A 25,739-nucleotide genomic window follows, 5' to 3' on the forward strand; every position below is an offset into this window, starting at 1 on the left:
ACCTGGCGTGCTCATGCCTCCGTCAGCAGGGACCGAAGTCGGCTCCGCAGACCTTCATCGACGCCGATGGCCGCGAAGGCGGCGTCGGGGTCGGCGGCGACCTCTAAAACACGGAGCCGCCGCCCTCGGTGCCTCCACGACTGCATACGAGCGCCCCGGCCAGAGCGGCGAGTTCGCCGCGGATAGCCCGAGACGTCTTCGAGACCCAGCGGCTGCGAGTCGACGCCGTCGTAGTCGCCGCCCAGGCCGACGTGGTCGATTCCGGCGACGTCGCGGCGTGCTCCACGTGGTCTGCGACGGGGCAGTCGCTCGGGAGAGCAGCGGGCCCCTCGACTCGTCTACGGTCGACGTATGGACGACAGCTGGGCTTTGATCACGCGCGGAGACCCTCGGCGGACACGGTTCGAGTACACGGCCGTGACGATGGCGCGCAGCGTCGTTCAGCGTTCCTGGCCGAGGGTCTGGTCGACGACGACGTCGCCGACGAGCTCCCGGCCGCCATCTCCCGTCTCGAGGTTCAAGAGATCGTGAACGCCGACGCGAAGGGCGGAGGTTTCGACTCAGACGGAGCAGAGACGGTGTTCGCCCGACTCGTCGACCTCGGCGTGCTCCGCCCGGTCACCGCCGAGCAGTTCCGCACCATCGGGATCGTCCACGCGCGCACCCGCTCGGCCATCAAGGTCCGACAGCAGAGCGACTGGTACGAAGTCGTTCCCGACGTGCTTGCTCGGCTCTACCCTCGAGGCCCTCGCTGACGCCGAGTCGCCCGCAGCGCCGACCACGGGAGCGCCGGGCGATCCCTGTCACTCTCGCCATTCTCGTCGCAAGGACTCCGTCACGTCGAGCTTCGACGCCCAGCGCGCAGGCCATCCCTCGGCGACCCACGTGGCTTGCGGCTCGTGTCCCGCCTTTCCGAGCCAGACCACCTCGTCGATGGCTCGCTGCTGGCGGCGGAGCACTTCGTCGACGACGTCGAGGGGTTCGGTCCAGCCGTATCCGTCGAGGAAGGCGTGGATCCGAGAAGGACGATCCACGTCCTCGGGCAGCCCGCGTCGCCGAAGACTGTCCGGGTCGACGTCGAACGGGGTGAACCATTCGAGCGCGTAGGCGACGTCACTCATCCTCTCCGCCGGACGTGCATCGTCCCAGTCGAAGAGGCCGACCGCGATCCCGTCGTGCCACGCCATGTTGCCCGGCTGCGGGTCGCCGTGGCAGATCACGTCCTGCCCTTCTGCGGGCACGGCCCAGACAGCGTCCTCCGGTCGGCGCCAGGACCGTGTCGCGTCATGGTTCCGGCGGAGCAGCTCGCCGGCTGACGCGACGGCGTCGAGGGACACCTGATGAGGCCAAGCCGCCTCACCGCCGTCCCCCGGCACGAGCCGGACGCATTCGGTGTCCGCATCGATGCCGAGCGGCTCCGGAACGGGAAGACCCTGATCGTAGAGATGTCGAAGGAGGGAGTGCACTGTCGAGGTCCACGGTTTCCGCGGACGAAACACGACATCGCCTTCCACGCGAACGGTACGACTCTCGGACACCGTCCCACCTTAGGCACGCGTTCCGAATCGGTCGCGAGGCGTAGCGCTCCCCCGCGACCCGTGGTCCGTCGCCACCCGGTCACGAACGGGCTGTTCGTCTCGTCCGGCTGCGCGCCCCGACCCCACCCGCGGAGGTGCACAGACGCCGCACAGACCCCGTCGGTAGAGTCTTCGACGGCCATCCGTTCCCGGGGGCCTCTGGACGAGCGGCAGCGTACCCAGTCTGACGACGGTGCCTCTGGAGGTTGTCGTGGGCATCGCCATTCAAATCGTCGGTTCTCTCTTGGTCCTCGCCGGGTTCGCGCTCGCCCAGTGGGGCGTCCTGAATCTGAAGTCGCTGAGGTATCTCGTCCTGAACACGGCCGGCTCCGGCGTCCTGGCGGTCGACGCCGTCGTCGAGCAGCAGTGGGGGTTCCTCCTTCTCGAAGGAGTGTGGGCGATCGTGTCGGCGTTCAGCCTCGTCGGTGTCCTCCGGTCGAAGCGGCGGTCGAACCGAGGGGCAGCGTCCTAGCGGTCCAGGAGCCCTCACGCGTCCACGCGACTCTCGTCGTTATGTGGCTGCACTCAGCCAAACCGATCAGATCACCGTCAGACTGGTAGTGGCCGAGCTGGTTACTCGGCCGCGTCGCAAGCCCGAGGGGCCTCCTGATCCTGGCCTCTCGGTCGCTTCGGCCGCGCGCCCTCGAGCTTCGGCCCGAGGGCGCGTCTCGGTCGGCGCGCCTGTGGGCCGCCGTGTGTCTCCGGATGACGAGGCCCGGGACACCAGCCCGTGCGCCCCGCAGGATGGTCCCATGACCCGTCAGATCCGCTTCAACGCGTTCGACATGAACTGCGTAGCCCACCAGTCGTCCGGACTCTGGCGACACCCCCAGGACCGATCTCGCCACTACAACGACATCGACTACTGGACGAGCCTGGCCCGGTTGCTCGAGTCGGGCACGTTCGACGGCATCTTCATCGCTGATGTTCTCGGCACCTACGACGTCTACGGCGGCAACAACGTCGCCGCGATTCGCAACGGTGCGCAGATCCCGGTGAACGACCCGGTTCTCCTCGTGTCGGCCATGGCCGCCGTGACAGAGCACCTCGGCTTCGGCGTGACGGCGGGCACGGCGTACGAACACCCGTATCCGTTCGCGCGCAGGATGTCGTCGCTCGACCACCTCACGAAAGGTCGCGTCGGGTGGAACGTGGTGACCGGCTACCTGCCGAGCGCCGCCCGCAACATGGGGCACGACGACCAGTCGGAACACGACGCGCGGTACGACGTCGCCAGCGAATACCTCGACGTCCTCTACAAGCTCTGGGAGGGGTCGTGGGAGGACGACGCCGTGATCGAGGATCGCGAGAAAGGCGTCTTCACCGACCCGGAGAAAGTGCACGAGATCGGTCACCGAGGCGAGAATTACACGGTGCCCGGCATCCACCTGTCCGAGCCGTCCGTCCAGCGCTCGCCCGTCATCTACCAGGCCGGTGCCTCCCCGCGCGGCGTCGCCTTCGCAGCGGACAACGCCGAGGCCATCTTCGTGTCCGCGCCCTCGAAGGCCGTCCTGAAATCGACGGTGAGCAGGATCAGGGACGCCCTCGAGAAGGCAGGGCGCGACCGGCACTCGGCCACGATCTACACGCTGCTGACGGTCATCACCGATGAGACCCACGAACAGGCGGTCGCGAAGCACGAGGACTACCTCCGCTATGCCAGCGAGGAGGGGGCGCTCGTCTTCATGTCCGGCTGGACCGGAATCGATCTGTCCCAGTACGACCTCGACCAGCCGATCGGCGAGGTGCAGGGCAACGCGATCCAGTCGGTGATGCAGAACTTCGCCGAGTCGGCGAAACTCGACGGCCGGGAATGGACCGTTCGAGACATCGCCAGGTTCGGGGCGATCGGCGGACTCGGACCGATCTTCGTCGGGTCGGGCGTCGAGGTCGCCGACCACCTCCAAGAACTCGTCGACGAGACGGACGTCGACGGATTCAACCTCGCGTACGCGGTCTCCCCCGGCACCTGGGAGGACGTCATCAAGCACGTCGTCCCCGAACTCCGGGCGCGCGGCGCCTATCCGACCGAGTACGTCCAGGGATCTCTGCGCGAGAAGCTGCACGGTCGCGGCGACCGCCTTCCGGAGGAGCACCGCGGCGCGAGCTTCCGTATCGGTGGGTCGCGCTCGACGTCGACCGGTTCCGTCGCCGATGCGGGTCGCGTCACGACCTGAGCCCGGGAGGCGGCGTCCGCGCCACGAGAAAGGGCCCCGACACCGGAGAGTGTCGGGGCCCTTCGTGGTTCGAGGGACGCTAGGCGCGCTCGTCGAGGAGGACGTAGCCCTCTTCGCCGTGGACGGCCGTGTCGATGCCGGCGATCTCGTCCTCGCTCGTGATCCTGAAGCCCATCGTCTTCTGGATGATCCAGCCGATGACGAACGCGAGCACGAAGGAGTAGATCATCACGGACACCGCTGCCAGCGCCTGGATTCCGAGTTGCTTGAAGCCGCCGCCGTAGATGAGGCCGACGCCGCCCTGGTAGGCGAAGAAGCCGATGAACAGCGTTCCGACCAGACCACCGACGAGGTGCACGCCGACGACGTCGAGCGAGTCGTCGAAGCCGAGGCGGAACTTCCAGTCGATCGCGAGGCAGCAGATGGCGCCGGTGATGATGCCCAGGACCATGCCCCAGAACGGCGTCAGAGCGGCACACGCGGGTGTGATGGCGACCAGACCGGCCACCGCACCGGATGCTGCACCCACCGAGGTCGACTTGCCGTCCTTGAGTTTCTCGACGATCAGCCAGCCGAGGATGGACGCGGCGGGAGCGGCGAGCGTGTTGATGAACGCGACCGAGGCCGTGCCGTCGGCACCCAGCTCCGAGCCGGCGTTGAATCCGAACCAGCCGAACCAGAGCAGGCCAGCACCCAGCATGACGAAGGGAGGGTTGTGCGGCTTGTAGGCGCCCTTGGCGAAGCCGACGCGCTTGCCGAGGACGAGGGCGAGGGCCAGACCTGCGGATCCTGCGTTGATATGGACCGCGGTACCGCCCGCGAAGTCGATCAAGCCCATCTTGGCGAGCCACCCGCCGTCGACGACCGAGCCGTCCTTGCCGAGGGTGAAGTTGAAGACCCAGCTGGCGACCGGGAAGTAGACGACCGTCGCCCAGACGCCGGCGAAGACCATCCACGCACCGAACTTTGCGCGGTCGGCGATGGCGCCCGAGATGAGGGCGACGGTGATGATGGCGAACGTCGCCTGGAAGGCTGCGAAAGCCAGCTGCGGGTAGGCGGCGGAGGCGGTGGAGTGCGCGTTGTCGACCAGCGAGTTCAGGCTGAACATGGTCGGGTCGAAGCCGAAGACGCCGTCCCAGCCGATGTAGGTGCTGTCGCCGGCGGGGCCGCCGGGGCCGTTGGAGAAGGCCATCGAGTAGCCGTACAGGACCCAGAGGACCGCGATGAGGCCGATGGCCCCGAAGCTGAGCATCATCATGCTGATGACGCTCTTGGCCTTGACGAGTCCACCGTAGAAGAAGGCGAGGCCCGGGGTCATGAGCAGGACCATGGCGGCCGTGATCAGGACGTAGGCGGTATTGCCTTGGTCGAACATCTGGTGTCACCTCTCAGTTGTGCAGTGCAGGGTTCCCGGCGCGCTCGATGAAAGGAGATGCAGGTGAAGTCGAGTTTGCCGCCTCGGGATAACGCTCATCCTGGCGGCCGCACGTTTCGTTTCGTGTGCCCCGATGTTTCGCCGATGTAACACGAAACGAGCGCATGTAAACAACACGTTTCGTGAGTCTGACCGCGCGGCAGGAATTGGATGCGAAAAGCGGCCTGCGTCAGAGAAGGGTGAGTGCGACCAGCCGGGATATGGCGCGGAGGTACTTCTTCCGGTAGCCGCCCGCGAGCATGTCGGGGCCGAAGACCTCGTCGAGCGGGATGCCGGAGGCGACGACCCTGACCTGGGCGTCGTAGAGCCGGTCGACGAAGGCGACGAAGCGCAGCGCCTGCGTCTGGTCGTGCAGCGGTGCGACGTCGCGGAGGGCCACCGCGTCGACCCCGTCGATGAGCTTGACGTACTTCGAGGGGTGCACGGAGGCGAGGTGCTCGATGACGGCCTCGAAGTCGTCGACCGAGACGACCCCCTCGAGCGAGGCGATCGCAGGATCGAGGTCTCCCGTCACGACGGCGTGCGCCTCGAGTTCGCGGCGACGGTAGTCGGTGCCGTCGATCCGGAGCGTGCGGAACCGGCCGGAGAGGGCCTGGATCTCGCGCAGGAAGTCGCTGGCGGCGAAGCGACCCTCGCCGAGCGCGTTCGGCGGCGTATTGGAGGTCGCGGCCATGCGGGATCCTGCATCCGCCAACTCGCCGAGAAGGCGAGTCATGATCATCGTGTCGCCCGGATCGTCGAGCTCGAACTCGTCGATGCAGATCAGGCTCGCGCCGGTGAGCTGCGCGATCGCCCCCTGGTAGCCGACGGCGCCGACGAGTGCGGTGTACTCGATGAACGTGCCGAAGTACTTCACCCCGGGCGTGCGGTGCCAGAGCGCGGCGAGCAGGTGCGTCTTGCCGACGCCGAAACCGCCGTCGAGGTAGAGGCCGGGAGCCGCGGTCGTCGGCGCCTTGCGGCGGAAGAAGCCCCGGGTCGGGGCCGCGGCCTCGCCGAAGGTTCGGACCGCCTCGACGGCCTCCGCCTGTGACGGGTAGGCGGGATCCGGCCGGTAGTTCTCGAGGGACGCCCCGTCGAACTGGCGCGGCGGAACGAGGTGGGCGACGATCTCGGCGGCGCTGATGCTCGGCGACCGATCGGTGAGTGAGACGACCGTTCGCGTGCTCTCGTGGGCCATCGAGCGATGCCTGCCAATCTGTGGGTGTCGTTAGGGTGTGACAGAGTCTTACGGGCCGCGCCCGGCATAACCGGCGCGTGCCTAACGTTGCAGTGCAGACCGGTGAGCAAAAGTTTACCGCCGGCACCGATACGTACGAGCCGTCCGACCGGGCGGCAGCAGGAGGTAGAAATGACCGTCGACCGCGATCCGTCCCCGAAGTTCAGCGAGTACGCCCACCCGGAGCGTCTCGTCTCCACCGGCTGGCTGGCCGAACACCTGAACGACCAGGGTCTCGTCGTCGTCGAGTCCGACGAAGACGTCCTCCTGTACGAGACCGGGCACATCCCCGGCGCCGTCAAGCTCGACTGGCACACCGATCTCAACGACCCGGTCCAGCGCGACTACGTCTCGGCCGAGAGGTTCGCCGAGCTGCTGCGCGAGCGCGGCATCTCCCCCGACACGACCGTCGTGATCTACGGCGACAAGAACAACTGGTGGGCCGCCTACGCCCTCTGGGTGTTCACGCTCTTCGGGCACGACGACGTGCGCCTGCTCGACGGCGGCCGCGCCACGTGGGAGGCCGAGGGGCGTGAGTACACGCTCGACCAGCCCGCTGTCGCCGCTGCCGACTACCCGGTCCCCGTTCGCGACGACTCGGTCGTGCGGGCCTTCAAAGACGACGTCCTCGCCCACCTCGGCAGCCCCTTGATCGACGTCCGCTCCCCCGAGGAGTACGACGGGTCGCGCACGACCGCTCCCGCCTACCCCGAGGAGGGCGCCCTCCGCGCGGGTCACATCCCCAGCGCGCAGAACGTGCCGTGGGGCAAGGCCGCGGCCGAAGACGGCACCTTCCGCTCCGTCCCCGAGCTCGACGCCATCTACCGCGACGGCGCGGGCCTGAAAGACGGCGACGACATCATCGCCTACTGCCGCATCGGTGAGCGCTCCAGCCACACCTGGTTCGTCCTGCACCACCTGCTCGGCTTCGAGAACGTCCGCAACTACGACGGCTCGTGGACCGAGTGGGGTTCCGCCGTCCGCGTGCCGATCGTGACGGGCGCGGAGCCCGGCGAGGTGCCGCTGGTCGCCAGCCGATGAGTGACACCCCCGCCCTCCCCGAAGCCCTGGCCGAGATCCAGCAGGATTTCCTCGACCTGGGCGTCAAAGACCGGCTGCAGCTGCTCCTCGAGTTCTCCAACGAGCTTCCCGCTCTGCCGGAGCGCTACGCGGAGCACCCCGACCTGCTCGAGCAGGTCGTGGAGTGCCAGTCGCCGGTCTTCATCTTCGTGGAGGTGACGGAAGGGCGGGTGCACCTGCACGCGACGGCGCCTCGTGAGTCTCCGACGACGCGCGGCTTCGCGTCGATCATCGCGCAGGGCCTCGAGGGTCTGACCGTCGAGGACGCCCTGGCCGTCCCCGACGACTACCCGCAGACCATCGGTCTGGTCGAAGCGGTCAGCCCGCTGCGCATCCGGGGCATGACCGCTCTGCTCGGTCGCGCGAAGAGGCAGATCCGCGAAAAAGTCGGCGCGTGATCCTGCGCCTCCTGCACCGGTCGTCCGCGGCCGGCCCCGACGTCGAGACGACGCTCGAGGTCGGCTCGGACGCCACGCACGAGACGCTCAAGAGCTGGTACGCCCCGCCGGTCACGCCGTGGTTGCGCATCAACCTCATCGCGGCCGTCAGCGGTGACGCCGCCGGATCGGACGGCACCTCCGAGTCCCTCAGCAACCCGGCCGACCGCGCGATCCTGCGGGCCATTCGCGATGTCGCCGACGCCGTCGTCGTGGGCGCGGCGAGTGTGCGAGCCGAGGGCTACCGGGTGCCGCTGACGGCGAAGCTCGTCGTCGTGACGTCCTCGGGCGACCTCAGCGGCCACCGCATCCTGCCCGACCGGGCCGACCGGGTCATCGTGGTCTGTCCCGCAGCGGCGGTCGCACGCGTCGAGGAGTCGCTCGGCGACTCCCTCTGCGGCCTGGCCACCGTCGTCGTCGTTCCCGATGTCGAGGGCAGGATCGCGCCCCGCTCGATCGTCGAAGCCCTTCGCGACCGCGGGCTCGACTCCCTCATCTGCGAGGGTGGCCCCTCGCTCGCCGGGCAGTTCCTGCACGACCGCCTCGTCGACGAGCTCTGCCTGTCGACCTCGCCCGTCGTGATCGGCAGCGGCCTGCCGGTCTTCGGCACCGAGCGGTTCGACGCCTCCCGGCTCAGCCTCAGTCAGCTGCTGATCGACGACGGGAGCGCTCTGTACGCCCGGTGGAAGGTCGAAGCCGGCCCAGCCACCCCCTGATCGCCCCTTCGAACCTCTCGGAGTCGATGTTCCAGAGCTTCGTGTGACGTGCGACGGAGAAGGTCTCGAGCTGGACCAGGTCGGGCCTCGCCTCGGCCAGCGCCCGGGACGCGGTGGACGGCACGAAGCCGTCGTCGTCGCTGTGCAGGATCAGCACGGGCACCGTGATCTTGGCGGCGCCCGTGACGAGGTCGAGCGCATCGAAGTCGATCGGTGCCGCCTGCCCGGTGATGGCCGACATGCGCGGCGCGCCGAGGATCGCCAGCACGACGTCCTGCATCGGAAGCGGAAGGTGCAGCGCATCGCCCTGGTAGCGCAGCGTCGTCCGCCAGTCGACCACCGGGGACTCGAGGACGACGCCGTCGATGACGTCCTGGTGGGCGGAGCGCAGGAGCGTCTGCAGCACCAGGGCGCCACCCATCGACCAGCCCATCAGGACCACGCTCTCGGCCCCGTGCAGCACGGCGTAGTCGACGGCGGCCTCGACATCCGCCCACTCCGTGAGCCCGAGGCCGTAGCGGTGGTCGTCGGAGGCCGGCGCCTCGCCGTCGTTGCGGTAGGAGACGACGAGTGTCGCGTATCCTCCTCGCGGAAGGCCGGGACCGCGCGGAGCGTTTCGCCGCGTACGACGCCGCGGCCGTGCACCACGACCGCCCACCGCTTCGAAGGCGTGTCCGCTCCGGGCTCGACGTCGGCGGGCGGGACGAGCCACGCCGGGGCAGGACCGACCTCGGTGTCGATGGTCACGTCGCTGAACGGCAGGCCGAGATCGGCAGGACGCCGGTAGTACCAGCCGAGCAGGCGACCCCGCTTCGCCGACGAGAGCACGCCTTCGTCGACGGCGTCGACGTTGCGGACCACCACGCGCCCGTTGTCGTGGACCACGTCGCCGAGACGGGCGTAGCCGCGACCGTCGTCGAAGAGGAAGCCGTAGCGTCCTGGCAGGCGCGTGTCGGCCGTCGACGTGAGCGCGACGGTGCCGGCCGTGCGATCGACCGAGATGATGCGAATGCGCTCGTGGCGACCGGCCGCGGGGGTGACGATGAATCGGGCGACGGCGTAGCTCAGGCCTGCGAACCCGGCGAGACCCGCCACGACGGCGCCTCCGGCCGACACGGCTGCGATGGTCGTGATCAGCCTGCCGGTGCGCTTCGGTTCGGCAACACGCGTCATGAAGACCCTCCGGCCGGTCGCCCTGGCGACGCCCCTACGGCGTGCCGCTGGCCACCGGTTCGCCATCGAGCCTAGTCTTCCTACGTGTCCGAAACTCCCTCAGGTCCCCAGGCGACGCCCGCTGTGCCGGCCGCCTTCGCGGCAGCCGTCGCGGCCATCCGCGGACTCGAGGCGCGCGACGACCTCGTCGTGGTGGAGATTCCCGCGCCCGGGGCTGGCGCCGCATGCCTTCGCTCTCGCCGCCGACGTGATCGGCGCACGGGGTACGGCTGACGCCGATCTCGGCACCGGTCGCTTCATCGTGCTGTACGACCCGGAAGAGCCCGAGCCGTGGGGTGGTCCTTGGCGCGTGGTGAGCTACGCCCAGGCGCCGCTCGAGACCGAGATCGGCCTCGATCCCTTCGTCGCCGACGTGGCCTGGAGTTGGCTCATCGACTCGCTCGAGGCCAACGGTGCCGAGTACACGGCCGCGTCGGGCACCGCGACGAAGATCCTGTCCAGCGGCTACGGCGAGCTGGCGGCCCAGGGCGACGGCGCACAGCTCGAGCTGCGCGCGTCGTGGTCGCCGAGCGACGGATCCCTGGCCGACCACGTGCACGCCTGGTCGGAGTTGATCTGCACCCTCGCCGGGCTTCCCCCGACCGCCGAGGGCGTGACCCTCCTCGCATCCCGAAGGGTGGGGCGTGAGCAGTAGTTCGAAAGCCGATCCCGCGGCCACGGCCGCCCCGCGCATCTCCACAGCAGACGACGAACACGGTTTCGTCGACGTCATCGACACCCGAGAGGCGTACCTCCAGGCGGTCGACGCCATCGCCGCGGGCGACGGTCCCATCTCGATCGACGCCGAGCGCGCTTCGGGGTACCGCTACTCGCAGCGGGCGTACCTCATCCAGATCTTCCGTCGCGGCTCGGGAGTGTTCCTCTTCGATCCGCCCGCCATCGGCTCGTTCTCCGAACTCGACCAGGTCATCCGCGACGAGGAGTGGGTGCTGCACGCGGCATCGCAAGATCTCGCGTGTCTCCGCGAGGTCGGGCTCGACCCCACGCGAATCTTCGACACCGAGCTCGGGGCTCGCCTCGCCGGCATGCCGCGGGTCGGCCTCGGCGCCGTCGTCGAAGAACTGCTCGGGATCCACCTCGCCAAGGAGCACTCCGCAGCCGACTGGTCGACGAGGCCGCTCCCCCAGAGCTGGCTGGTCTACGCCGCTCTTGATGTCGAACTGCTCGTCGACCTGCGCGATGCGATGTACGAGCTCCTCGCGAGCCAGGAGAAGGTCGAGATCGCCGAGGAGGAGTTCGAGGCGACCCTGCATCGCGAGCCGAAACCACCCAGGCAGGATCCCTGGCGTCGTACTTCGGGTCTCTCCACCCTTCGTGGTCAGCGCGCCCTCGGCCTCGTCCGCGAGCTCTGGGAGGCCCGCGACGACTACGCCCGCGAGGTCGACACGGCAGCCGGACGCCTGCTCCCCGACTCGTCCATCATCGCGGCGGTCAAGAACAACCCCGCCTCCAAGCGCGAACTCGGCGCGATGAAAGAGTTCGTCGGGCGCGCCAGCCGCACCGAGCTCGGTCGCTGGTGGGCCGCCCTCGAACGCGGCCGCGCGACCAGCGACCTCCCGTCGCTGCGCGGGCCCTCGAGCGACACGCTGCCTCCTCCCCGCTCGTGGATCGACCGCGCGCCAGAAGCGGACGCCCGGTACAAGGCGGCCCGGCCCCGGATGCAGCACATGTCCGAAGCCATGTCGATCCCGGTCGAGAATCTGCTCACGCCGGATCACCTCCGCCGCGTCGCGTGGGACGTTCCCGACGTCCTCGACGTGCAGCACATCGAGGACGCTCTTCGCGCGGCCGGAGCGCGCGAGTGGCAGATCTCGGCGACGGCCTCGAGCATCCTGCAGGCCTTTGTCGAGGCCCACCAATCGCTTGCCGACGGGGCCGACTCGCCTTCGTAGGAACAGTCAAAGGATTCTTGACCCACAGGTGTCGCTCGTAGGATTCAGGCAGTCGAAATCAGACTGCGAATTCAGGAGGCAAAGTGGCCGAGAGAACAGAAGTCGTCTTCGTCGACGGGGTTCGCACCCCGTTCGGCCGAGCCGGCGAAAAGGGCATGTACTGGCAGACGAGGGCCGACGACCTCGTCGTGAAGGCCATGAAGGGGTTGCTCGACCGCAACCCCGGGCTCGATCCGGCCGAGATCGACGACGTGGCCATCGCGGCCACCACGCAGACCGGCGACCAGGGGCTCACCCTGGGCCGGACGACCGCGCTGTTGGCGGGTCTTCCCCGGTCGGTCCCCGGTTATGCCATCGACCGCATGTGTGCCGGTGCCATGACCAGCGTGACCACGGTGGCCGGAGCGATCGCGTTCGGCGCCTACGACTTCGCCCTGGCCGGCGGTGTCGAGCACATGGGCCGGCACCCGATGGGCTTCGACGCCGATCCGAATCCGAGGTTCCTCACCGAACGCCTCGTCAGCGCCGAAGCGCTGAACATGGGCAACACGGCCGAGCGCATCCACGACCGCTTCCCCCAGCTCACCAAGGAGCGCTCCGACCGCTACGCCCTGCGGTCACAGCAGAAACTCGCTGCGGCGTACGACGGTGAGCACATCCAACCCGATCTCGTGTCGGTCGCCGTGAAGACCGACGCCGGCTGGGGGCTCGCCGACCGCGACGAGGCGCCGCGCCCCGAGACCACCCTGGAGGGGCTTTCGACCCTCCGCACGCCGTTCCGACCCCACGGCCGCGTGACGGCCGGCAACTCGTCCGGCCTGAACGACGGCGCAACGGTCAGCCTGATCGCGTCGGAACAGGCCGCAGTCCGCGCCGGTCTCACCCCGAAGATGCGCCTGGTGAGCTTCGCGTTCATGGGCGTCGAACCCGAGATCATGGGTATCGGTCCCGTCCCTTCGACGGAGAAGGCCCTCCGGAAGGCCGGTCTGACGATCGACGACATCGGGCTCTTCGAGCTGAACGAGGCGTTCGCGGTGCAGGTGCTCTCGTTGCTCGATCACTTCGGCATCGACGACGACGATCCCCGGGTCAACCCGTGGGGCGGCGCCATCGCCGTGGGTCATCCCCTCGCCTCCTCGGGGGTCCGCCTCATGATCCAGCTCGCCCGCCAGTTCGAACTGCACCCCGAGGTGCGCTACGGACTCACGGCCATGTGCGTCGGCCTCGGCCAGGGCGGCAGCGTCATCTGGGAGAACCCGCACTTCGACGGAAAGGCCACGCGATGAGCGTCGACACCAGCCAACTCGTAGAACTCTCCGCCGACGAGGTCGTCACGCACTCGTACGTGCGCGACGTGAACCTCGCCTCCGGAGGCGTCCTCGCTCTCGTCACCCTCGACAACGATCGCGATCACCGCCGCCCGTCCACCCTCGGTCCGGCCACGCTGATCGAGTTCTCGTCGACGATGGACGTCCTGCGGGGCCGTGCCGCCGCCGGCGAGATCCAGGCCATCGGCGTCACGGGCAAGCCGTACTTCCTGGCGGCTGGCGCGGATCTCTCGAAGGTCGGTCAGATCCCGTCCCGCGACGCCGGCAAGCAGATGGCGATGCTCGGTCACGACGCGCTCGGCAAGCTCCACGACGCCGGCGTGCCCACGTTCGTCTTCATCAACGGGCTGGCGCTCGGCGGCGGCATGGAGATCGCCCTCAACGCCGACTACCGCACCGTCGACGCCACGGCCCCGGCGTTGGCGTTCCCCGAGGTCTTCCTGGGCATCATCCCGGGTTGGGGTGGCGCTTGGCTGCTGCCCAACCTGATCGGCATCGAGAACGCTCTCAAGGTCATCGTCGAGAACCCGCTCAAGAACAACCGGACGCTCAAGGCGAAAGAGGCTTTCGACCTCGGGATCGCCGACGCGATCTTCGGATCCGCATCGTTCCTCGAGGAGTCGCTGGCCTGGGCCGACAAGGTGGTCCACGGTGCCGTCAGGGTGACTCGTCCGAACGTCCCGGGCAAGATCGAGCGCGCCGTCAAATGGGACGCAGCCATCGGGATCGCGCGCAAGACCCTCCAGTCCCGGATCGGCACCGTCGCGAAGTCGCCCTACGCTGCCCTCGACCTGCTGGCCGGCGCCAAGCGGGCTTCCCGAGAAGAGGGCTTCGCCGCCGAAGACGAGGCGCTGGCCGACCTCGTGTCCGGCGATCAGTTCCGGGCGAGCATCTACGCCTTCGACCTGGTCCAAAAGCGCGCGAAGCACCCCGCCGGGGCTCCCTCCCCGACCTCGCGCGGAAGGTCACGAAAGTCGGCGTCATCGGCGCAGGACTCATGGCGTCGCAGTTCGCGCTGCTGTTCGTCCGCAAGCTCAAGGTGCCGGTCGTCATCACCGACATCGATCAGGCGCGCGTCGACAAGGGCGTCGCCGGCATCCGCTCGTCCATCGACGAGTTGCAGGCCAAGAGTCGCATCAGCGGCGACGAGTCGAACAGACTGAAAGCGCTCGTCTCGGGCACCACCGACCTCGCCGACTTCGCCGACGCCGACTGGGTCATCGAGGCGGTGTTCGAAGAACTGAGTGTCAAGCAGGAGGTCTTCGCGGGCGTCGAGAAGGTCGTCTCCGAAACCTGCATCCTCGCGACCAACACCTCGTCGCTCTCGGTGACCGCGATCGGCTCCGGCCTGGCGAACCCCCAGAGGCTCGTCGGGTTCCACTTCTTCAACCCGGTGGCCGTGATGCCGCTCGTCGAAGTCGTGAACACCGGCACCACCGACGACGAGACGCTGTCGACGGCCATGGTCGTGGCCAAAACCCTCGGCAAGAGCGCCGTCATCACGGCGGACGCTCCCGGATTCGTCGTCAACCGCGTGCTCGCCAAGCTGCTCGGCGAGGCGATGCACGCCGTCGAGACAGGTACCCCGTTCGAGGTCGTCGACCGCGCAACGGCTCCGTTCGGCCTCCCGATGACCCCGTTCGAGCTCCTCGAGCTCGTGGGGCTCACCGTCGGGGCGCACGTGCTCGACACGCATCACGCCGCGTTCCCCGACCGCTTCTTCGAGAGCGAGGCCCTGCACCGGCTCGCCGAGTACGGCCACATCTTCGAGCGCGACGCGAAGGGCAAGCGCAAGGGCTTCGACAAGCGCGCCGTCGAGCTCGTCGCCGGGCACGGCGCCGCGACGACAGAGTCTCCCCTCACGGAATCCCAGATCCTGACCAGGATCGAAGACGGCCTGGCCGACGAGATCGGGCGCATGCTCGACGACGGCGTGGTCGCTGCTGCCGAAGACATCGACCTCTGCCTCATCCTCGGCGCCGGTTGGCCGTTCCAGATGGGCGGGGCGACGCCGTACCTCGACCGCGTGGGGGCGTCGGAGCGCGTTCGCGGCCACCGGTTCCACGATCCTGCGATCGTCGGGGTGGCCTAAGCGCCAGACGCGGCTCACCTTCCCGGTGAGCCGCGTCTTTCGCTGTCGGGGCGTCGGGAGGGCGCGCCGGAGTCAGTCGCGCGAGGCGTGCGGCGCCGCCGGCTCGGCCTCGCGGCGCGCGAACGGGATCTTGCTTCCCAGGACCATCGCCGTCACATCTCGCGCGATGGCCTGCGGGGTGAGACCGGCGGCCTCGAAGATCTCGGACCTCGACGCGTGGTCGATGAACTCGTCGGGCAGGCCGAGCTCGGTGACCGCCGTGTCGACCTCGGCAGCGCGGAGATCTTGTCGCACGCGCGTGCCGATGCCGCCGACGCGCACGCCGTCTTCGATGGTCACGACGAGCCGGTGGTCGGCGGCCAGACCGATGATGCTCTTCGGCACCGGCACCACCCAGCGGGGATCGACGACGGTCGCGCCGATGCCCTGGTCGGCGAGCCGCTCGGCCACCTGGAGTCCGAGCGAAGCCATGGGCCCGACGGCGAGCAGCAGGACGTCGCGACGATCACCGCAATGCAGGATCTCGACGCCGTCGTCGAGCCGTTCGATCGCGGGGATGTCTGCCCCGACGGGCCCCTTGGGGAAGCGCACGACGGTCGGCGCGTCGTCGACGGCTACGGCCTCGCGGAGCTCTTCGCGGAGCCTCGTGCCGTCGCGCGGCGCTGCGATGCGGATTCCGGGGACGACCTGGAGGATCGAGAGGTCCCAGATCCCGTGGTGACTCGGACCATCGGGACCGGTGACCCCCGAGCGGTCGAGCACGAACGTGACACCGGCCCGGTGGAGCGCGACGTCCATCAGAACCTGGTCGAAAGCCCGGTTGATGAACGTGGCGTAGAGGGCCACGACGGGGTGCATGCCGCCGAAGGCCAGGCCGGCTGCGGATGCCACGGCGTGCTGCTCGGCGATTCCCACGTCGAGCACGCGCTTGGGGTACTTCTCGGCCATGCGGTGCAGGCCCACGGGGCGCAGCATGGCGGCGGTGATGCCGACGACTCGGCGGTCGCGGTCGGCGATGGCGACGACCTCGTCGGCGAACACGCTGGTCCAGTCGGGGGCACTCGAGGTCTCGAGCGCCTCTCCCGTCTCGGGATCGATGTGGCCGACGGCGTGGAACTGATCGGCGACGTCCTGGAGGGCCGGCTGGTAGCCGCGACCCTTCTGCGTGATGGCGTGGACGATCACGGGCGCGCCGTAGTTCTTGGCCTGGAGCAGCGCCTCTTCCATCGCAGCCTGGTCGTGCCCGTCGATCGGCCCGATGTACTTGATGTCGAGGTTGGAGTAGAGGGCCTCGTTGTTCGTGAAGCGGCTGAGGAAGCCGTGGAGCCCGCCGCGGACGCCGCGGTAGAACGCCCGTGCCGGCGAACCGAGGTGGTCGAACGCCGCCCGCGACGACAGGTGCATGTCGCGGTACGTCTGCGCCGTCCGCACGGAGTTGAGGAACCGGGCCATTCCGCCGATCGTCGGCGCGTAGGAGCGGCCGTTGTCGTTGACGACGATGATGAGGCGGCGCGTGTTGTCGTCGCTGATGTTGTTGAGTGCCTCCCACGTCATTCCGCCGGTGAGGGCGCCGTCGCCGACGACGGCGACGACGTGCCGGTCGCCGTGACCGGTCAGCGTGAAAGCTCGGGAGATGCCGTCGGCCCACGAGAGCGACGACGATGCGTGGGACGACTCGACGATGTCGTGCTCGGACTCGGAGCGCTGCGGATAGCCCGCGAGACCGCCCCGAAGGCGCAGCTGGCTGAAGTCTTGCCGGCCGGTCAGGAGCTTGTGCACGTACGACTGGTGGCCGGTATCGAAGACGATCGCGTCGTGCGGGGAGTCGAAGGTGCGGTGGAGCGCCAGCGTGAGCTCGACGACACCGAGGTTCGGGCCGAGGTGACCGCCCGTCTTCGACACCTCGGTGACGAGGAATCGCCGGATCTCGGCCGCCAGGATCAGCATCTGCTCATCACTCAGTGAGTCGAGGTCTCGCGGACCGTGAATGGTCTCGAGGAGGCTCATGTCACTCCTTTCCCGTGCGTCGGGACGCACCGGTTCAGCTTACGTGGACCGGCTCCAGGACGGCCGAAAGCCCTGCATCCCCACGCCTGGAGATGCAGAGCTTTCATCCGAGCGAGTTACACCAGCGAACGAAGGACGTACTGCAGGATCCCGCCGTTGCGGTAATAGTCGGCCTCACCCGGTGTGTCGATCCTGACCACGGCGTCGAATTCGACCGGCTGCTTGCCCTCGGGCGAGTGCTCGGTCGGAGCGGCCGTGACGTGCACCGTCTTGGGTGTGGTGCCCTCGTTCAGCTCGGTGAGCCCCGAGATGCTGATGCTCTCGGTGCCGTCGAGGCCGAGGGACTCCCACGTCTCGCCCTGAGGGAACTGGAGCGGGACGACGCCCATGCCGATCAGGTTCGAACGGTGGATCCGCTCGAAGCTCTCGGTGATGACGGCCTTGACGCCCAGCAGCGACGTGCCCTTGGCAGCCCAGTCACGCGAGGATCCGGAGCCGTACTCCTTGCCCGCCAGGACGACGAGCGGTGTGCCCTCCGCCTGGTAGTTGGCGCTCGCGTCGAAGATGAACGACTGCGGGGCGTCGGGCTTGGTGAAGTCGCGCGTGTAACCGCCCTCGACGTCGTCCAGCAGCTGGTTGCGCAGGCGGATGTTCGCGAACGTGCCGCGGATCATGACCTCGTGATTGCCGCGGCGCGAGCCGTAGCTGTTGAAGTCTTTCCGCTCGACGCCGTGCTCGGCGAGGTAGCGACCCGCCGGGCTGTCGACCTTGATGGTCGAGGCGGGGCTGATGTGGTCGGTCGTGACCGAGTCGCCCAGCTTCGCGAGCACCCGGGCGCCCTCGATGTCGACGACCGGTGTGGTCTCGATGGTCATGCCGTCGAAGTACGGGGGCTTGCGCACGTAGGTCGACTCGGCGCTCCACTCGAAGGTGTTGCCCTCGGGGTGGGCAGCGACCGCCAGCGGTCGTCGCCGTCGAAGACGCCGGCGTACTCGTGCGTGAACATGCCGGTGTCGATCGACTCGTCGATGGTCTTCTGCACCTCGGACGCCTCGGGCCAGATGTCGCGCAGGAAGACGTCGGTGCCGTCGGAGCCGGTGCCGAGCGCGTCGTTCTCGAAGTCGAAGTTCATCGAGCCGGCGAGGGCGTACGCGATGACCAGCGGCGGCGAAGCCAGATAGTTCATCTTGACGTCGGGGTTGATGCGACCCTCGAAGTTGCGATTGCCCGAGAGGACGGCGGTGACGGCGAGGTCGTTGTCTTGCACGGCGGTCGAGATCTCGTCGAGCAGGGGGCCCGAGTTGCCGATGCAGGTCGTGCAGCCGTAGCCGACGGTGTAGAAGCCGAGGTCTTCGAGGTAGCTGGTGAGACCGGCCTTCTCGTAGTAATCGGTGACCACTTTCGATCCGGGTGCCAGCGTGGTCTTGACCCACGGTTTGGCCTTGAGGCCCTTCTTGCTGGCGTTGCGGGCCAGGAGGCCGGCCGCCAGCATGACGGACGGGTTCGACGTGTTCGTGCAGCTCGTGATCGCAGCGATCGCGACGGCGCCGTGGTCGAGGGTGAACGCGGATCCGTCGTCGAGGGTGACGTCGGTCGGCTTGGAGGCGTGTGACGGGGCGGCGACCGCGGGGTGCGTGTGCGAGTGCTGGTGCGCCGTGGTCTCGTCTTGTGCCGTGAACCCGACCGGGTCGGACGCGGGGAACGTCGCCTCGACGGCCTCGTCGACGCCGGAGTGCTCCGACGCGTCGGCGTAGTTGCCCAGGTCGACCTCGAACTGGCTCTTGGCGGCCGACAGCTCGATGCGGTCTTGCGGGCGCTTCGGACCGGCGATCGACGGGACGACGGTGGCGAGGTCCAGTTCGAGGTACTCGCTGAACACGGGCTCGACCGCAGGGTCGTGCCAGAGCGTCTGAGCCTTGGAGTACGCCTCGACGAGGGCGACCTGCTCGTCGCTGCGGCCGGTGAGGCGCAGGTAGTCGAGCGTGACGTCGTCGATCGGGAAGATGGCCGCCGTCGAGCCGAACTCGGGGCTCATGTTGCCGATGGTGGCGCGGTTGGCCAGCGGCACCTCGGCGACGCCCTCACCGTAGAACTCGACGAACTTGCCGACGACGCCGTGCTTGCGCAGCATCTGCGTGATCGTGAGCACGACGTCGGTCGCGGTGACGCCGGTCGGGATCGCGCCGGACAGCTTGAAGCCGACGACCTTGGGGATGAGCATCGACACGGGCTGCCCGAGCATGGCCGCCTCGGCCTCGATGCCGCCGACGCCCCAGCCCAGCACGCCGAGGCCGTTGACCATCGTCGTGTGCGAGTCGGTGCCGACGAGGGTGTCGGGGTAGGCCCGGAGTGCTCCGTCGACCGTGCGCGTGTACGTGACCTGGGCCAGGTACTCGATGTTGACCTGGTGGACGATGCCCGTCCCGGGCGGGACGACCTTGAAGTCTTCGAAGGCCGTCTGGCCCCAGCGCAGGAACTGATAGCGCTCACCGTTGCGCTCGTACTCGAGCTCGACGTTGCGCTCCAGAGCGTTCTCGGTGCCGAACAGATCGGCGATGACCGAGTGGTCGATGACGAGCTCGGCCGGTGAGAGCGGGTTGATCTTGGTCGGGTCGCCGCCCAGGTCGGCCATCGCCTCGCGCATGGTGGCGAGGTCGACGATGCAGGGCACGCCGGTGAAGTCCTGCATGACCACGCGGGCCGGGCTGAACTGGATCTCGGTGTCGGGCTCTGCCGTGGGAACCCACGATCCGAGGGCCTTGATCTGCGACTCGGTCACGTTCGCGCCGTCTTCGGTGCGAAGGAGGTTCTCGAGCAGGACCTTGAGGCTGAAGGGCAGCTTGTCGTACCCCGGAACCGCGTCGATGCGGTAGACCTCGTACGTCTTCTCACCGACGGTGAGGGTGCTCTTCGAGCCGAAACTGTTTACGTCTGACACGTGCCGTCTCCCTTGCGCTGACTACGCCCCATCATTCTGGTGAAGCGCGACGCTGCACCAGCAAGGCCAGCCTAAGTCCGCGGTGCTCCCGCGGACCGGCCGAAGTCATTTATCTTGATGTCAAGATAAACCTAGCACCCGCCGCTCCCTTCCCCTCCAGAAATCGAAGGGGATTTTCGCGTCGCACCCTCCCTGGGCGCCAGACTCCGTCTCCGCAGCAGGAATCCCCTTCGATTTTCGGCCCGGCTTCGCTCGCGTCCGAGCGATCTGGCCGCACAGAGGGTTCGTGTGGCGCACCGTCGACCCTGCCTGGGCGGGCGGCAGGATCAGCCCCGCTCGGCCTCGTCTTCGGCGTGACGGGCGGTGTAGACGGTGCGGACGAGAAGCCAGGTCACCCAGAGCATCGCCGCGTACAGCGGCACTCCCGTGATCAGCTTGATCCCTCCGAGGAGCGTGGCCTGCGAGGCCAGGTACAGCGGAACCTCGATGGCCAGCCGGACGGCGAACAGCAGCACCCAGAGCCAGGTCGACAGGGTGAGCACGCGGCGCTTGGCCCGATCGTCGCGCCAAGCGCTGCCCTCGCTGGTCAGGAGGCCGACGACGATGCCGATCAGAGGCCAGCGTGCCGCCAGGGTGATCAGCAGCACGACCATCGACACGGCGTTGATGACGATGCCGGGCAGGAAGTTGTCGACGGCACGACCCGACAGCAGCGCGAGCACAGCAGAGATCGCGATACCGAGAAGACCGGCCAGGGCCTGGGGTACGGGCCCCCGCTGGACGGCGCGGACCACGACGAAGAACACGCCCAGGACGACGGGGATGAGGACCGACGGCAGCAGCTGCTGGCTGAACGTGTAGATGACGAGGAACGCGAGGCCGGGCAGGATCGACTCGATCAGGCCGCGAACTCCGCCGATGGCCGCCAGCAGCGCGTGGCCCGTCGGGACCTCCCCCGGTGCGACCTGGCTGATCCCGGCTCGCTGAGCGGCCGCCCGCAGCTGGGCGGACAGGGAGATGGCCGGTGCGTCGGGTTCGTCGGGCGGGGGCGTCGTCACGGAGTCCTCAGACAGCGGTGGTGCCGGGGTCGGTGGGGCCGGCCTTCGGCATGTGGAGCGGGATGAGGTCGCGCGGCGGCATCGGCTCGGTGCCGCGCACCACGACGACGCTGCGGAACAGCTCTTCGATCTTCTCGGCGGCCTCGGGGTCGATGGTCGCGTCGCCGGCGATCACGCCGCGGAGGAACCAGCGCGGCCCGTCGACACCGACGAAACGGGCGAGCCGCGTCGTCTGACCGGCCACGGCACCTTCGGAGCCCGCGGCGATCGGGATCTCGGCGCGGATCTCGGGACCGAAGGGGCCGTCGACCTCGGTCGTCGTGCCTCCCTGCTTTCGGATCTGGTCGGCGATCTGCTCGCGGATCTCGTGCCAGAGACCGGTCGAGCGAGGCGCGGCGAACGGTTGCACCTGCAGCGTCGACTTGGCGAAGTCGAGACCGACGGCGACGACGCGCTTCGATCCCTCTTCGACCTCGAGGCGGAGATGGAGGCCCTCGCGCGGGACGATCTTCACACCGCCGAGGTCGACGTAGGGGCGGACCGGGTTCGCCTCGGCCTCGTCGAGAGGCCCTTCCTCTGCGCGATCGTCGGGGGCCGACTTGTCGTCGAAGACGATCTCGGCCTCGGCTTCCTCGATCAGGTCGAGTTCGGATTGGGTCTCGTCGTCGACGGCCTCGATCTCGGTGCCTTCGACTTCGGCTGCGGCCAGCTCTTCGGCTGCCTCGCGTCGGCTTTTCCTGCTCACTTGCTGCCTTCCGTGGTTGCTTCGCCGCTCTCGGGGTGGGAGTAGCCGGTCGATCCGAAGCCGCCGTGGCCGCGCTGGCTCTCCGGAAGCCGGTCGACCTCGACGAACCGCGCCCGGACGACCGGCATCACGATCAGCTGAGCGATCTTGTCGCCCTTCTCGATCGCGTAGTCGCTCGAAGCGTCGGTGTTGAGGAGCGTGACCTTGATCTCGCCACGGTAGCCCGCGTCGACGGTGCCCGGCGAGTTGAGCACGGTGATGCCGTGCTTGGCCGCGAGACCCGATCGGGGCACCACGAACGCGGCGTACCCGTCGGGCAACGCGATCGAGACGCCGGTGGACACGAGGGCCCGTGTGCCTGCCGCCAGGGTGAGGCTCTCGGCCGAGAGGAGGTCGGCACCCGCGTCGCCCGGGTGCGCATAGCCGGGGGCGGGAACCGCCCCCTGCCCCGCGACGGGCGCGAGAAGAACGTCGAGGGTCTGAGTCACGTGTCGAGGGTAGTGCAGAAGTCTGGTCGAATAGACCCATGAACACCTACCGCGAACGCCTCGTCCCGCCGCCCCTCGTCTTCGTCGCCCTTCTCATGGTCGTGCCCGCGAGCGTCCTGGTGTTCCTTCCGATCAACGTGCCGGTCGGCTGGATCGTCGGAATCGGCCTCTTCGTGGCATTCGGGCTGGCCCTCTGGTTCGGTTCCCCCGTGATGGCCGTGGACGACACGGGATTCCACGCCGGTCGCGCTGTGCTCTACCCCTCCGAAATAGGAACGACCGCCGCTTTCTCCGCAGAGGAAGCGACGGCCGAGAGGGGCGTTCGTCTGGACGCGCGGGCCTGGACGCTCTTTCGGGGCTGGGTCAAGCCGGTGCTCAAGATCGAGCTGACCGACCTGAGTGATCCGGCCCCCTACTGGCTGGTGTCGACGAGGCACCCGCGCAAGCTGTCACAGGCGATCGATGGGATCAGGCCGCGCACTCCAGGCAGATAGGCCCGAGCTTCGACTCGTGATCGAGCTGCGACCGGTGCTTCACGAGGAAGCACTCGACGCAGGTGAACTCGTCGGCCTGCGGGGGCAGAACGACGACGTCGAGATCGAGGTCGGACAGATCTTGCCCGGCGAGTTCGAACGAGCCGGGGTTGTCGGCGTCGTCGACGTCGACCACACCCGACATCTTGTCGGGAACCCGCTCTTTCAGCGCCTCGATCGACTCGGAATCGTCGTCGTTCTTTCGAGGTGCGTCGTAGTCGGTGGCCATGCCCATCCAGTTCTGTACTAGGTCTTCTACCAAAATCGGCGGGCACAGTTTGCACCAATCGTTGATCAATAGCAAACCGGCTCGTCCGGCCCGGAAAACCGCCCGAAGCCGCAGGGGAAGAACTTGCGGCACGCCCGCGTTATTCCCCGGATTCCGGGGCCTTCCGTGGCATCCTGACTGCGAATCGCGACGGCGAAAGGCGTGACCTCATGCAAGATCTCAAAGTCATCGGAGTCGAGAGCGGCGCGCTGCTCGTCGCCACCGACGCCGGAAGTGAATACCGCCTGCCCGTGACGCTCTCGCTGCAGTCGCAGCTGCGCGCCGCCGGTCCCGAGCACGCCGTCATCACGGCGCCGAAGGTGTCTCCACGCGAGATCCAGGCGAGCATCCGCGCCGGACGATCGGCCGAGCAGGTCGCTTCGTCGACGGGGGCCGACCTCGACTACGTCCGCCGCTTCGAGGGGCCGGTGCTCGACGAGCGCGCCTTCGTCCTCGAGTCGGCGCGCGCGGTCCCGGTCAGCATCGTCAGCGGGTCCGACGCTCCGGGCGAGACGGCCCGCTTCGGTGAGGTGATCGACGGGCGACTCGACGACGCCGAGGCCACCGAGCGCGACTGGACCAGTTACAAGGACCCGGCGAGCGGCTGGATCGTCCACGTCACCTATACGACGCAGGAGGTCGAGCGCGAGGCGATGTGGCGATTCGACCCGAAGCGGCAGGGCCTCGCCCCGCAGGGCGGCGACGCCCACACCCTGTCTCGGCAAGACAGCAGCCACACGTCGCTCGTGCCTCGGCTGCGTGCCGTGGGCGGCGACAGCCAGCCCAGCGAGTCCGGTCGCTTCGACAGCGGCGCCTTCGAGCCGACGCCGGTCCTCGACGACACCACGCTGCCGGTGAGCGACTCCCCGAACAGCCGGCCGTGTCGCCGCGCGCCCGCGAGGGTCGTTCGGCGGCCTCCGTGGCCGCGATCAACCGCGCACCCGAGGCGGCGCCTTCGCACAACCAGACGGCGGATCTCCTCGAGGCGCTGCGCCGACGTCGCGGCGAACGCGAGTCGGCTCGCTTCGACGACGAGGGGTCGCAGTCCGACTCCCGTGCCGCGCACCCCTCGACCGGTTCACTGCGGGTGATCGACGTGCCGCTCGACGACTTCGACGAGCCCGAGAAGCCCGCCGACGACACCCCCGCCGAGCCCGCGCGCACGACGAAGCCGCTCGCCACGCACCCGACGGCCTCCAGGCGACCGATCGAGAGCCGTCCCGAGAGCGAGTCCCGCCAGCCCGAACGGCAGAAGACCGCGTCGGGCCGAGGGCGGAAGGGGCGTGCGTCGATGCCGAGCTGGGACGAGATCGTCTTCGGGGCTCGCAGCGACGACGATCCTGCCTAGGCTCTGAACGCTCCGAACATCGCCAGGGGCACCTGGGTCTCTTCCGGAGACCACGAGCCGTGCTGGCCGACCATGGAGCGCCCGCGCTGGTCGGCGTCGCGGTAGTAGGCGATCCCCTTACGCGCAGCCACGAGCAGGTCTCCTATTCGCGGTTCGACCTCGGGAGCGACCGGTCCGAACCATCCGGCCTCGATGGCCTCCGCCCGGGTGACGACCCACGAGCGGTGGCCCTCGGCGGCGCGCCAGGCCTCGACGAGGTGCTCCCGCGGATCCGTCTCGAGGTCGGGCTCGAAGTAGAGCTGGAGGCAGCGCGGCTCTCCGCCGATGTGGCGCACCCCCGCGAGCAACTCCGGCTTGCCTCCGAACAGGACGTGCTTCTGGGGCTGGACGTCGACGACGCCGTGATCGGCCGTGACGAGCATGGCCTGGTCGGAGCGAAGGGCTCCGGCGAGTCGCGCGACTTCGGAGTCGACCTGTTCGAGCGCCCTCGACCAGGCGTCGGACTCCCAGCCGTACTTGTGGCCGGCCATGTCGAGTTCGGGCACGTAGACGTAGACCAGAGAGCGCTCGGAGGAACGCAGGATGCTCGTGGCAGTCTCGAATCGCGCCTCGATGCTTTCGGCGGAGCGGTAGGTGGCCCCGCGGAGGATCGCCTTCGTGAGGCCCGAAGTGGCGTACCGCCCGGGGCCCACCGAGTACGCCGCGATACCGCTCCCGGCGAGGCCTTCGAAGAGCGTGGGCTCGCGCTGCCAGGTGAGCGGGTCGAGGAGCCCGGCGTCCCATCCCGAGAGCTGCTTGACGACGCGGTCGTTGTCAGGATCGAGGACGCTGTAGCCGACCAGGCCGTGGCTGCCGGGGAGAGTGCCCGTGGTGATCGTGGTCAGTGCCGCCGCGGTCGTCGTCGGAAAGCCCGACCAGAGAGAGCCCCCGGCCGAGTTCAGCGTTCGGGCGTAGGCCGCCCGCTGCTTGAGGGCGGCGCTTCCGAGCCCATCGACGACCACCACCACGACGGCTGTCGCGGGCGGGAGTGCGAGAGGGTTGCCCTCGCCGCGGAGCGCGGCCACGCAACTCGGCAGCACGTCGGCCAGGCTCCGGGTGTCTGGCTCCCTCGCCGGTACCATGGTCGTCATCGGCCCCAGTCTGGCACAGCACCGATGGGCCGCGTCCGCTC

At 68.6% G+C, this 25,739-nt stretch carries 23 protein-coding genes and 3 pseudogenes; 12 read left to right on the plus strand and 14 right to left on the minus strand.

Features of this window, described 5'->3' with window-relative positions:
* Positions 1-11: 11 nt before the first annotated feature.
* Both QUE79_RS26190 and QUE79_RS14450 read right to left on the minus strand, forming a co-directional pair.
* Entirely contained in the window at positions 12-305 is a 294-nt protein-coding gene (locus QUE79_RS26190; RefSeq protein ID WP_434011059.1) for a membrane dipeptidase, read from the minus strand.
* Positions 306-803: 498 nt separating this feature from the next.
* Positions 804-1,538, minus strand: coding sequence for a phosphotransferase enzyme family protein (locus QUE79_RS14450; RefSeq protein ID WP_350271551.1), 735 nt, complete (start codon positions 1,536-1,538; stop codon positions 804-806).
* A gap of 232 nt (positions 1,539-1,770) precedes the next feature.
* Between QUE79_RS14450 and QUE79_RS14455 the strand changes: the two genes are divergently transcribed.
* Positions 1,771-2,049 carry a CBU_0592 family membrane protein gene (locus QUE79_RS14455; protein ID WP_286343706.1) on the plus strand — a complete coding sequence of 93 codons (279 nt, stop codon included), beginning with the start codon at positions 1,771-1,773 and terminating at the stop codon, positions 2,047-2,049.
* Between the two features lie 280 nt (positions 2,050-2,329).
* Positions 2,330-3,754, plus strand: a complete 1,425-nt coding sequence (locus QUE79_RS14460) for an LLM class flavin-dependent oxidoreductase (RefSeq protein ID WP_286343707.1) — start codon at positions 2,330-2,332, stop codon at positions 3,752-3,754.
* A 79-nt stretch (positions 3,755-3,833) separates the two neighbouring features.
* On the opposite strand, the gene QUE79_RS14465 is transcribed toward QUE79_RS14460, so the two are convergent.
* Together QUE79_RS14465 and zapE are read right to left on the minus strand one after the other, a co-directional pair.
* Positions 3,834-5,129: an ammonium transporter gene (locus QUE79_RS14465; RefSeq protein WP_286343708.1), complete on the minus strand. Its 1,296-nt coding sequence runs from the start codon at positions 5,127-5,129 to the stop codon at positions 3,834-3,836.
* Positions 5,130-5,358: 229 nt separating this feature from the next.
* The gene (gene zapE, locus QUE79_RS14470) at positions 5,359-6,366 is read right to left on the minus strand and encodes a cell division protein ZapE (RefSeq protein ID WP_286343709.1); all 1,008 of its coding nucleotides are present in this window, start codon (positions 6,364-6,366) and stop codon (positions 5,359-5,361) included.
* A 171-nt stretch (positions 6,367-6,537) separates the two neighbouring features.
* Here zapE and QUE79_RS14475 point away from each other — a divergent pair, with 171 nt between their 5' ends.
* From QUE79_RS14475 to QUE79_RS14485, 3 genes are read left to right on the plus strand one after another with little or no spacing between them, the layout of a single operon-like run.
* A complete protein-coding gene (locus QUE79_RS14475) occupies positions 6,538-7,446 on the plus strand; it encodes a sulfurtransferase (protein ID WP_286343710.1) in 909 nt (302 codons plus the stop codon).
* The gene (locus QUE79_RS14480) at positions 7,443-7,883 is read left to right on the plus strand and encodes a SufE family protein (protein ID WP_286343711.1); all 441 of its coding nucleotides are present in this window, start codon (positions 7,443-7,445) and stop codon (positions 7,881-7,883) included. Before QUE79_RS14475 ends, QUE79_RS14480 begins: the two co-directional genes overlap by 4 nt.
* Complete coding sequence (locus QUE79_RS14485; protein ID WP_286343712.1) at positions 7,880-8,638, plus strand: dihydrofolate reductase family protein; 759 nt, start codon at positions 7,880-7,882, stop codon at positions 8,636-8,638. The genes QUE79_RS14480 and QUE79_RS14485 overlap by 4 nt, the downstream gene beginning before the upstream one ends.
* Here QUE79_RS14485 and QUE79_RS14490 read toward each other — a convergent pair.
* Entirely contained in the window at positions 8,562-9,350 is a 789-nt protein-coding gene (locus tag QUE79_RS14490; protein ID WP_350271552.1) for an alpha/beta hydrolase family protein, read from the minus strand. The genes QUE79_RS14485 and QUE79_RS14490 overlap by 77 nt on opposite strands.
* Positions 9,351-9,496: 146 nt before the next feature.
* Positions 9,497-9,877: pseudogene (locus tag QUE79_RS26345) on the minus strand (DUF8805 domain-containing protein); the annotation flags it as partial.
* A gap of 18 nt (positions 9,878-9,895) precedes the next feature.
* On the opposite strand from QUE79_RS26345, the pseudogene QUE79_RS14495 reads away from it, so the two are divergent.
* From QUE79_RS14495 to QUE79_RS14510, 4 genes and pseudogenes are all read left to right on the plus strand, one after another.
* Positions 9,896-10,505, plus strand: a pseudogene (locus tag QUE79_RS14495) (DUF3000 domain-containing protein).
* 37 nt (positions 10,506-10,542) lie between these two features.
* Entirely contained in the window at positions 10,543-11,763 is a 1,221-nt protein-coding gene (locus tag QUE79_RS14500; RefSeq protein ID WP_434011060.1) for an HRDC domain-containing protein, read from the plus strand.
* An 83-nt stretch (positions 11,764-11,846) separates the two neighbouring features.
* On the plus strand, positions 11,847-13,049 hold the full coding sequence (locus QUE79_RS14505; RefSeq protein ID WP_286343714.1) for a thiolase family protein: 1,203 nt from the start codon (positions 11,847-11,849) through the stop codon (positions 13,047-13,049).
* A pseudogene (locus tag QUE79_RS14510) lies at positions 13,046-15,183 on the plus strand (3-hydroxyacyl-CoA dehydrogenase NAD-binding domain-containing protein). Before QUE79_RS14505 ends, QUE79_RS14510 begins: the two are co-directional and overlap by 4 nt.
* 72 nt (positions 15,184-15,255) lie before the next feature.
* Here the strand turns inward: QUE79_RS14510 and dxs are convergent.
* The 6 genes from dxs to dut all read right to left on the minus strand — a co-directional run bounded on the left by dxs (position 15,256) and on the right by dut (position 22,419).
* On the minus strand, positions 15,256-17,190 hold the full coding sequence (dxs, locus tag QUE79_RS14515; RefSeq protein WP_286343715.1) for a 1-deoxy-D-xylulose-5-phosphate synthase: 1,935 nt from the start codon (positions 17,188-17,190) through the stop codon (positions 15,256-15,258).
* Between the two features lie 116 nt (positions 17,191-17,306).
* Entirely contained in the window at positions 17,307-18,092 is a 786-nt protein-coding gene (locus QUE79_RS26195) for a hypothetical protein (protein ID WP_434011005.1), read from the minus strand.
* Entirely contained in the window at positions 18,062-20,128 is a 2,067-nt protein-coding gene (gene acnA, locus QUE79_RS14520; protein ID WP_434011006.1) for an aconitate hydratase AcnA, read from the minus strand. Before acnA ends, QUE79_RS26195 begins: the two co-directional genes overlap by 31 nt.
* 326 nt (positions 20,129-20,454) lie before the next feature.
* The gene (locus tag QUE79_RS14525; protein WP_286343716.1) at positions 20,455-21,186 is read right to left on the minus strand and encodes a DUF3159 domain-containing protein; all 732 of its coding nucleotides are present in this window, start codon (positions 21,184-21,186) and stop codon (positions 20,455-20,457) included.
* 7 nt (positions 21,187-21,193) lie between these two features.
* Positions 21,194-21,823, minus strand: a complete 630-nt coding sequence (locus QUE79_RS14530) for a DUF3710 domain-containing protein (protein ID WP_434011061.1) — start codon at positions 21,821-21,823, stop codon at positions 21,194-21,196.
* Positions 21,824-21,927: 104 nt separating this feature from the next.
* Complete coding sequence (gene dut / locus QUE79_RS14535) at positions 21,928-22,419, minus strand: dUTP diphosphatase (protein ID WP_286343717.1); 492 nt, start codon at positions 22,417-22,419, stop codon at positions 21,928-21,930.
* Positions 22,420-22,457: 38 nt separating this feature from the next.
* On the opposite strand from dut, the gene QUE79_RS14540 reads away from it, so the two are divergent.
* Positions 22,458-22,913, plus strand: coding sequence for a DUF3093 domain-containing protein (locus tag QUE79_RS14540; protein WP_286343718.1), 456 nt, complete (start codon positions 22,458-22,460; stop codon positions 22,911-22,913).
* On the opposite strand, the gene QUE79_RS14545 is transcribed toward QUE79_RS14540, so the two are convergent.
* Complete coding sequence (locus QUE79_RS14545) at positions 22,888-23,181, minus strand: DUF4193 domain-containing protein (RefSeq protein WP_286346734.1); 294 nt, start codon at positions 23,179-23,181, stop codon at positions 22,888-22,890. The two genes, QUE79_RS14540 and QUE79_RS14545, sit on opposite strands and share 26 nt — an antisense overlap.
* Positions 23,182-23,390: 209 nt before the next feature.
* Here QUE79_RS14545 and sepH point away from each other — a divergent pair, with 209 nt between their 5' ends.
* The gene (sepH, locus tag QUE79_RS14550) at positions 23,391-24,311 is read left to right on the plus strand and encodes a septation protein SepH (protein WP_286343719.1); all 921 of its coding nucleotides are present in this window, start codon (positions 23,391-23,393) and stop codon (positions 24,309-24,311) included.
* A complete protein-coding gene (locus QUE79_RS14555) occupies positions 24,308-24,568 on the plus strand; it encodes a hypothetical protein (RefSeq protein ID WP_286343720.1) in 261 nt (86 codons plus the stop codon). The genes sepH and QUE79_RS14555 overlap by 4 nt, the downstream gene beginning before the upstream one ends.
* Here QUE79_RS14555 and QUE79_RS14560 read toward each other — a convergent pair.
* A complete protein-coding gene (locus tag QUE79_RS14560) occupies positions 24,565-25,698 on the minus strand; it encodes an alkaline phosphatase family protein (protein WP_286343721.1) in 1,134 nt (377 codons plus the stop codon). The two genes, QUE79_RS14555 and QUE79_RS14560, sit on opposite strands and share 4 nt — an antisense overlap.
* Between the last annotated feature and the right edge of the window lie 41 nt (positions 25,699-25,739).

Origin of the sequence: Frondihabitans sucicola, from assembly GCF_030296615.1 — a bacterium.
Taxonomy (GTDB): Bacteria; Actinomycetota; Actinomycetes; order Actinomycetales; family Microbacteriaceae; genus Frondihabitans; species Frondihabitans sucicola.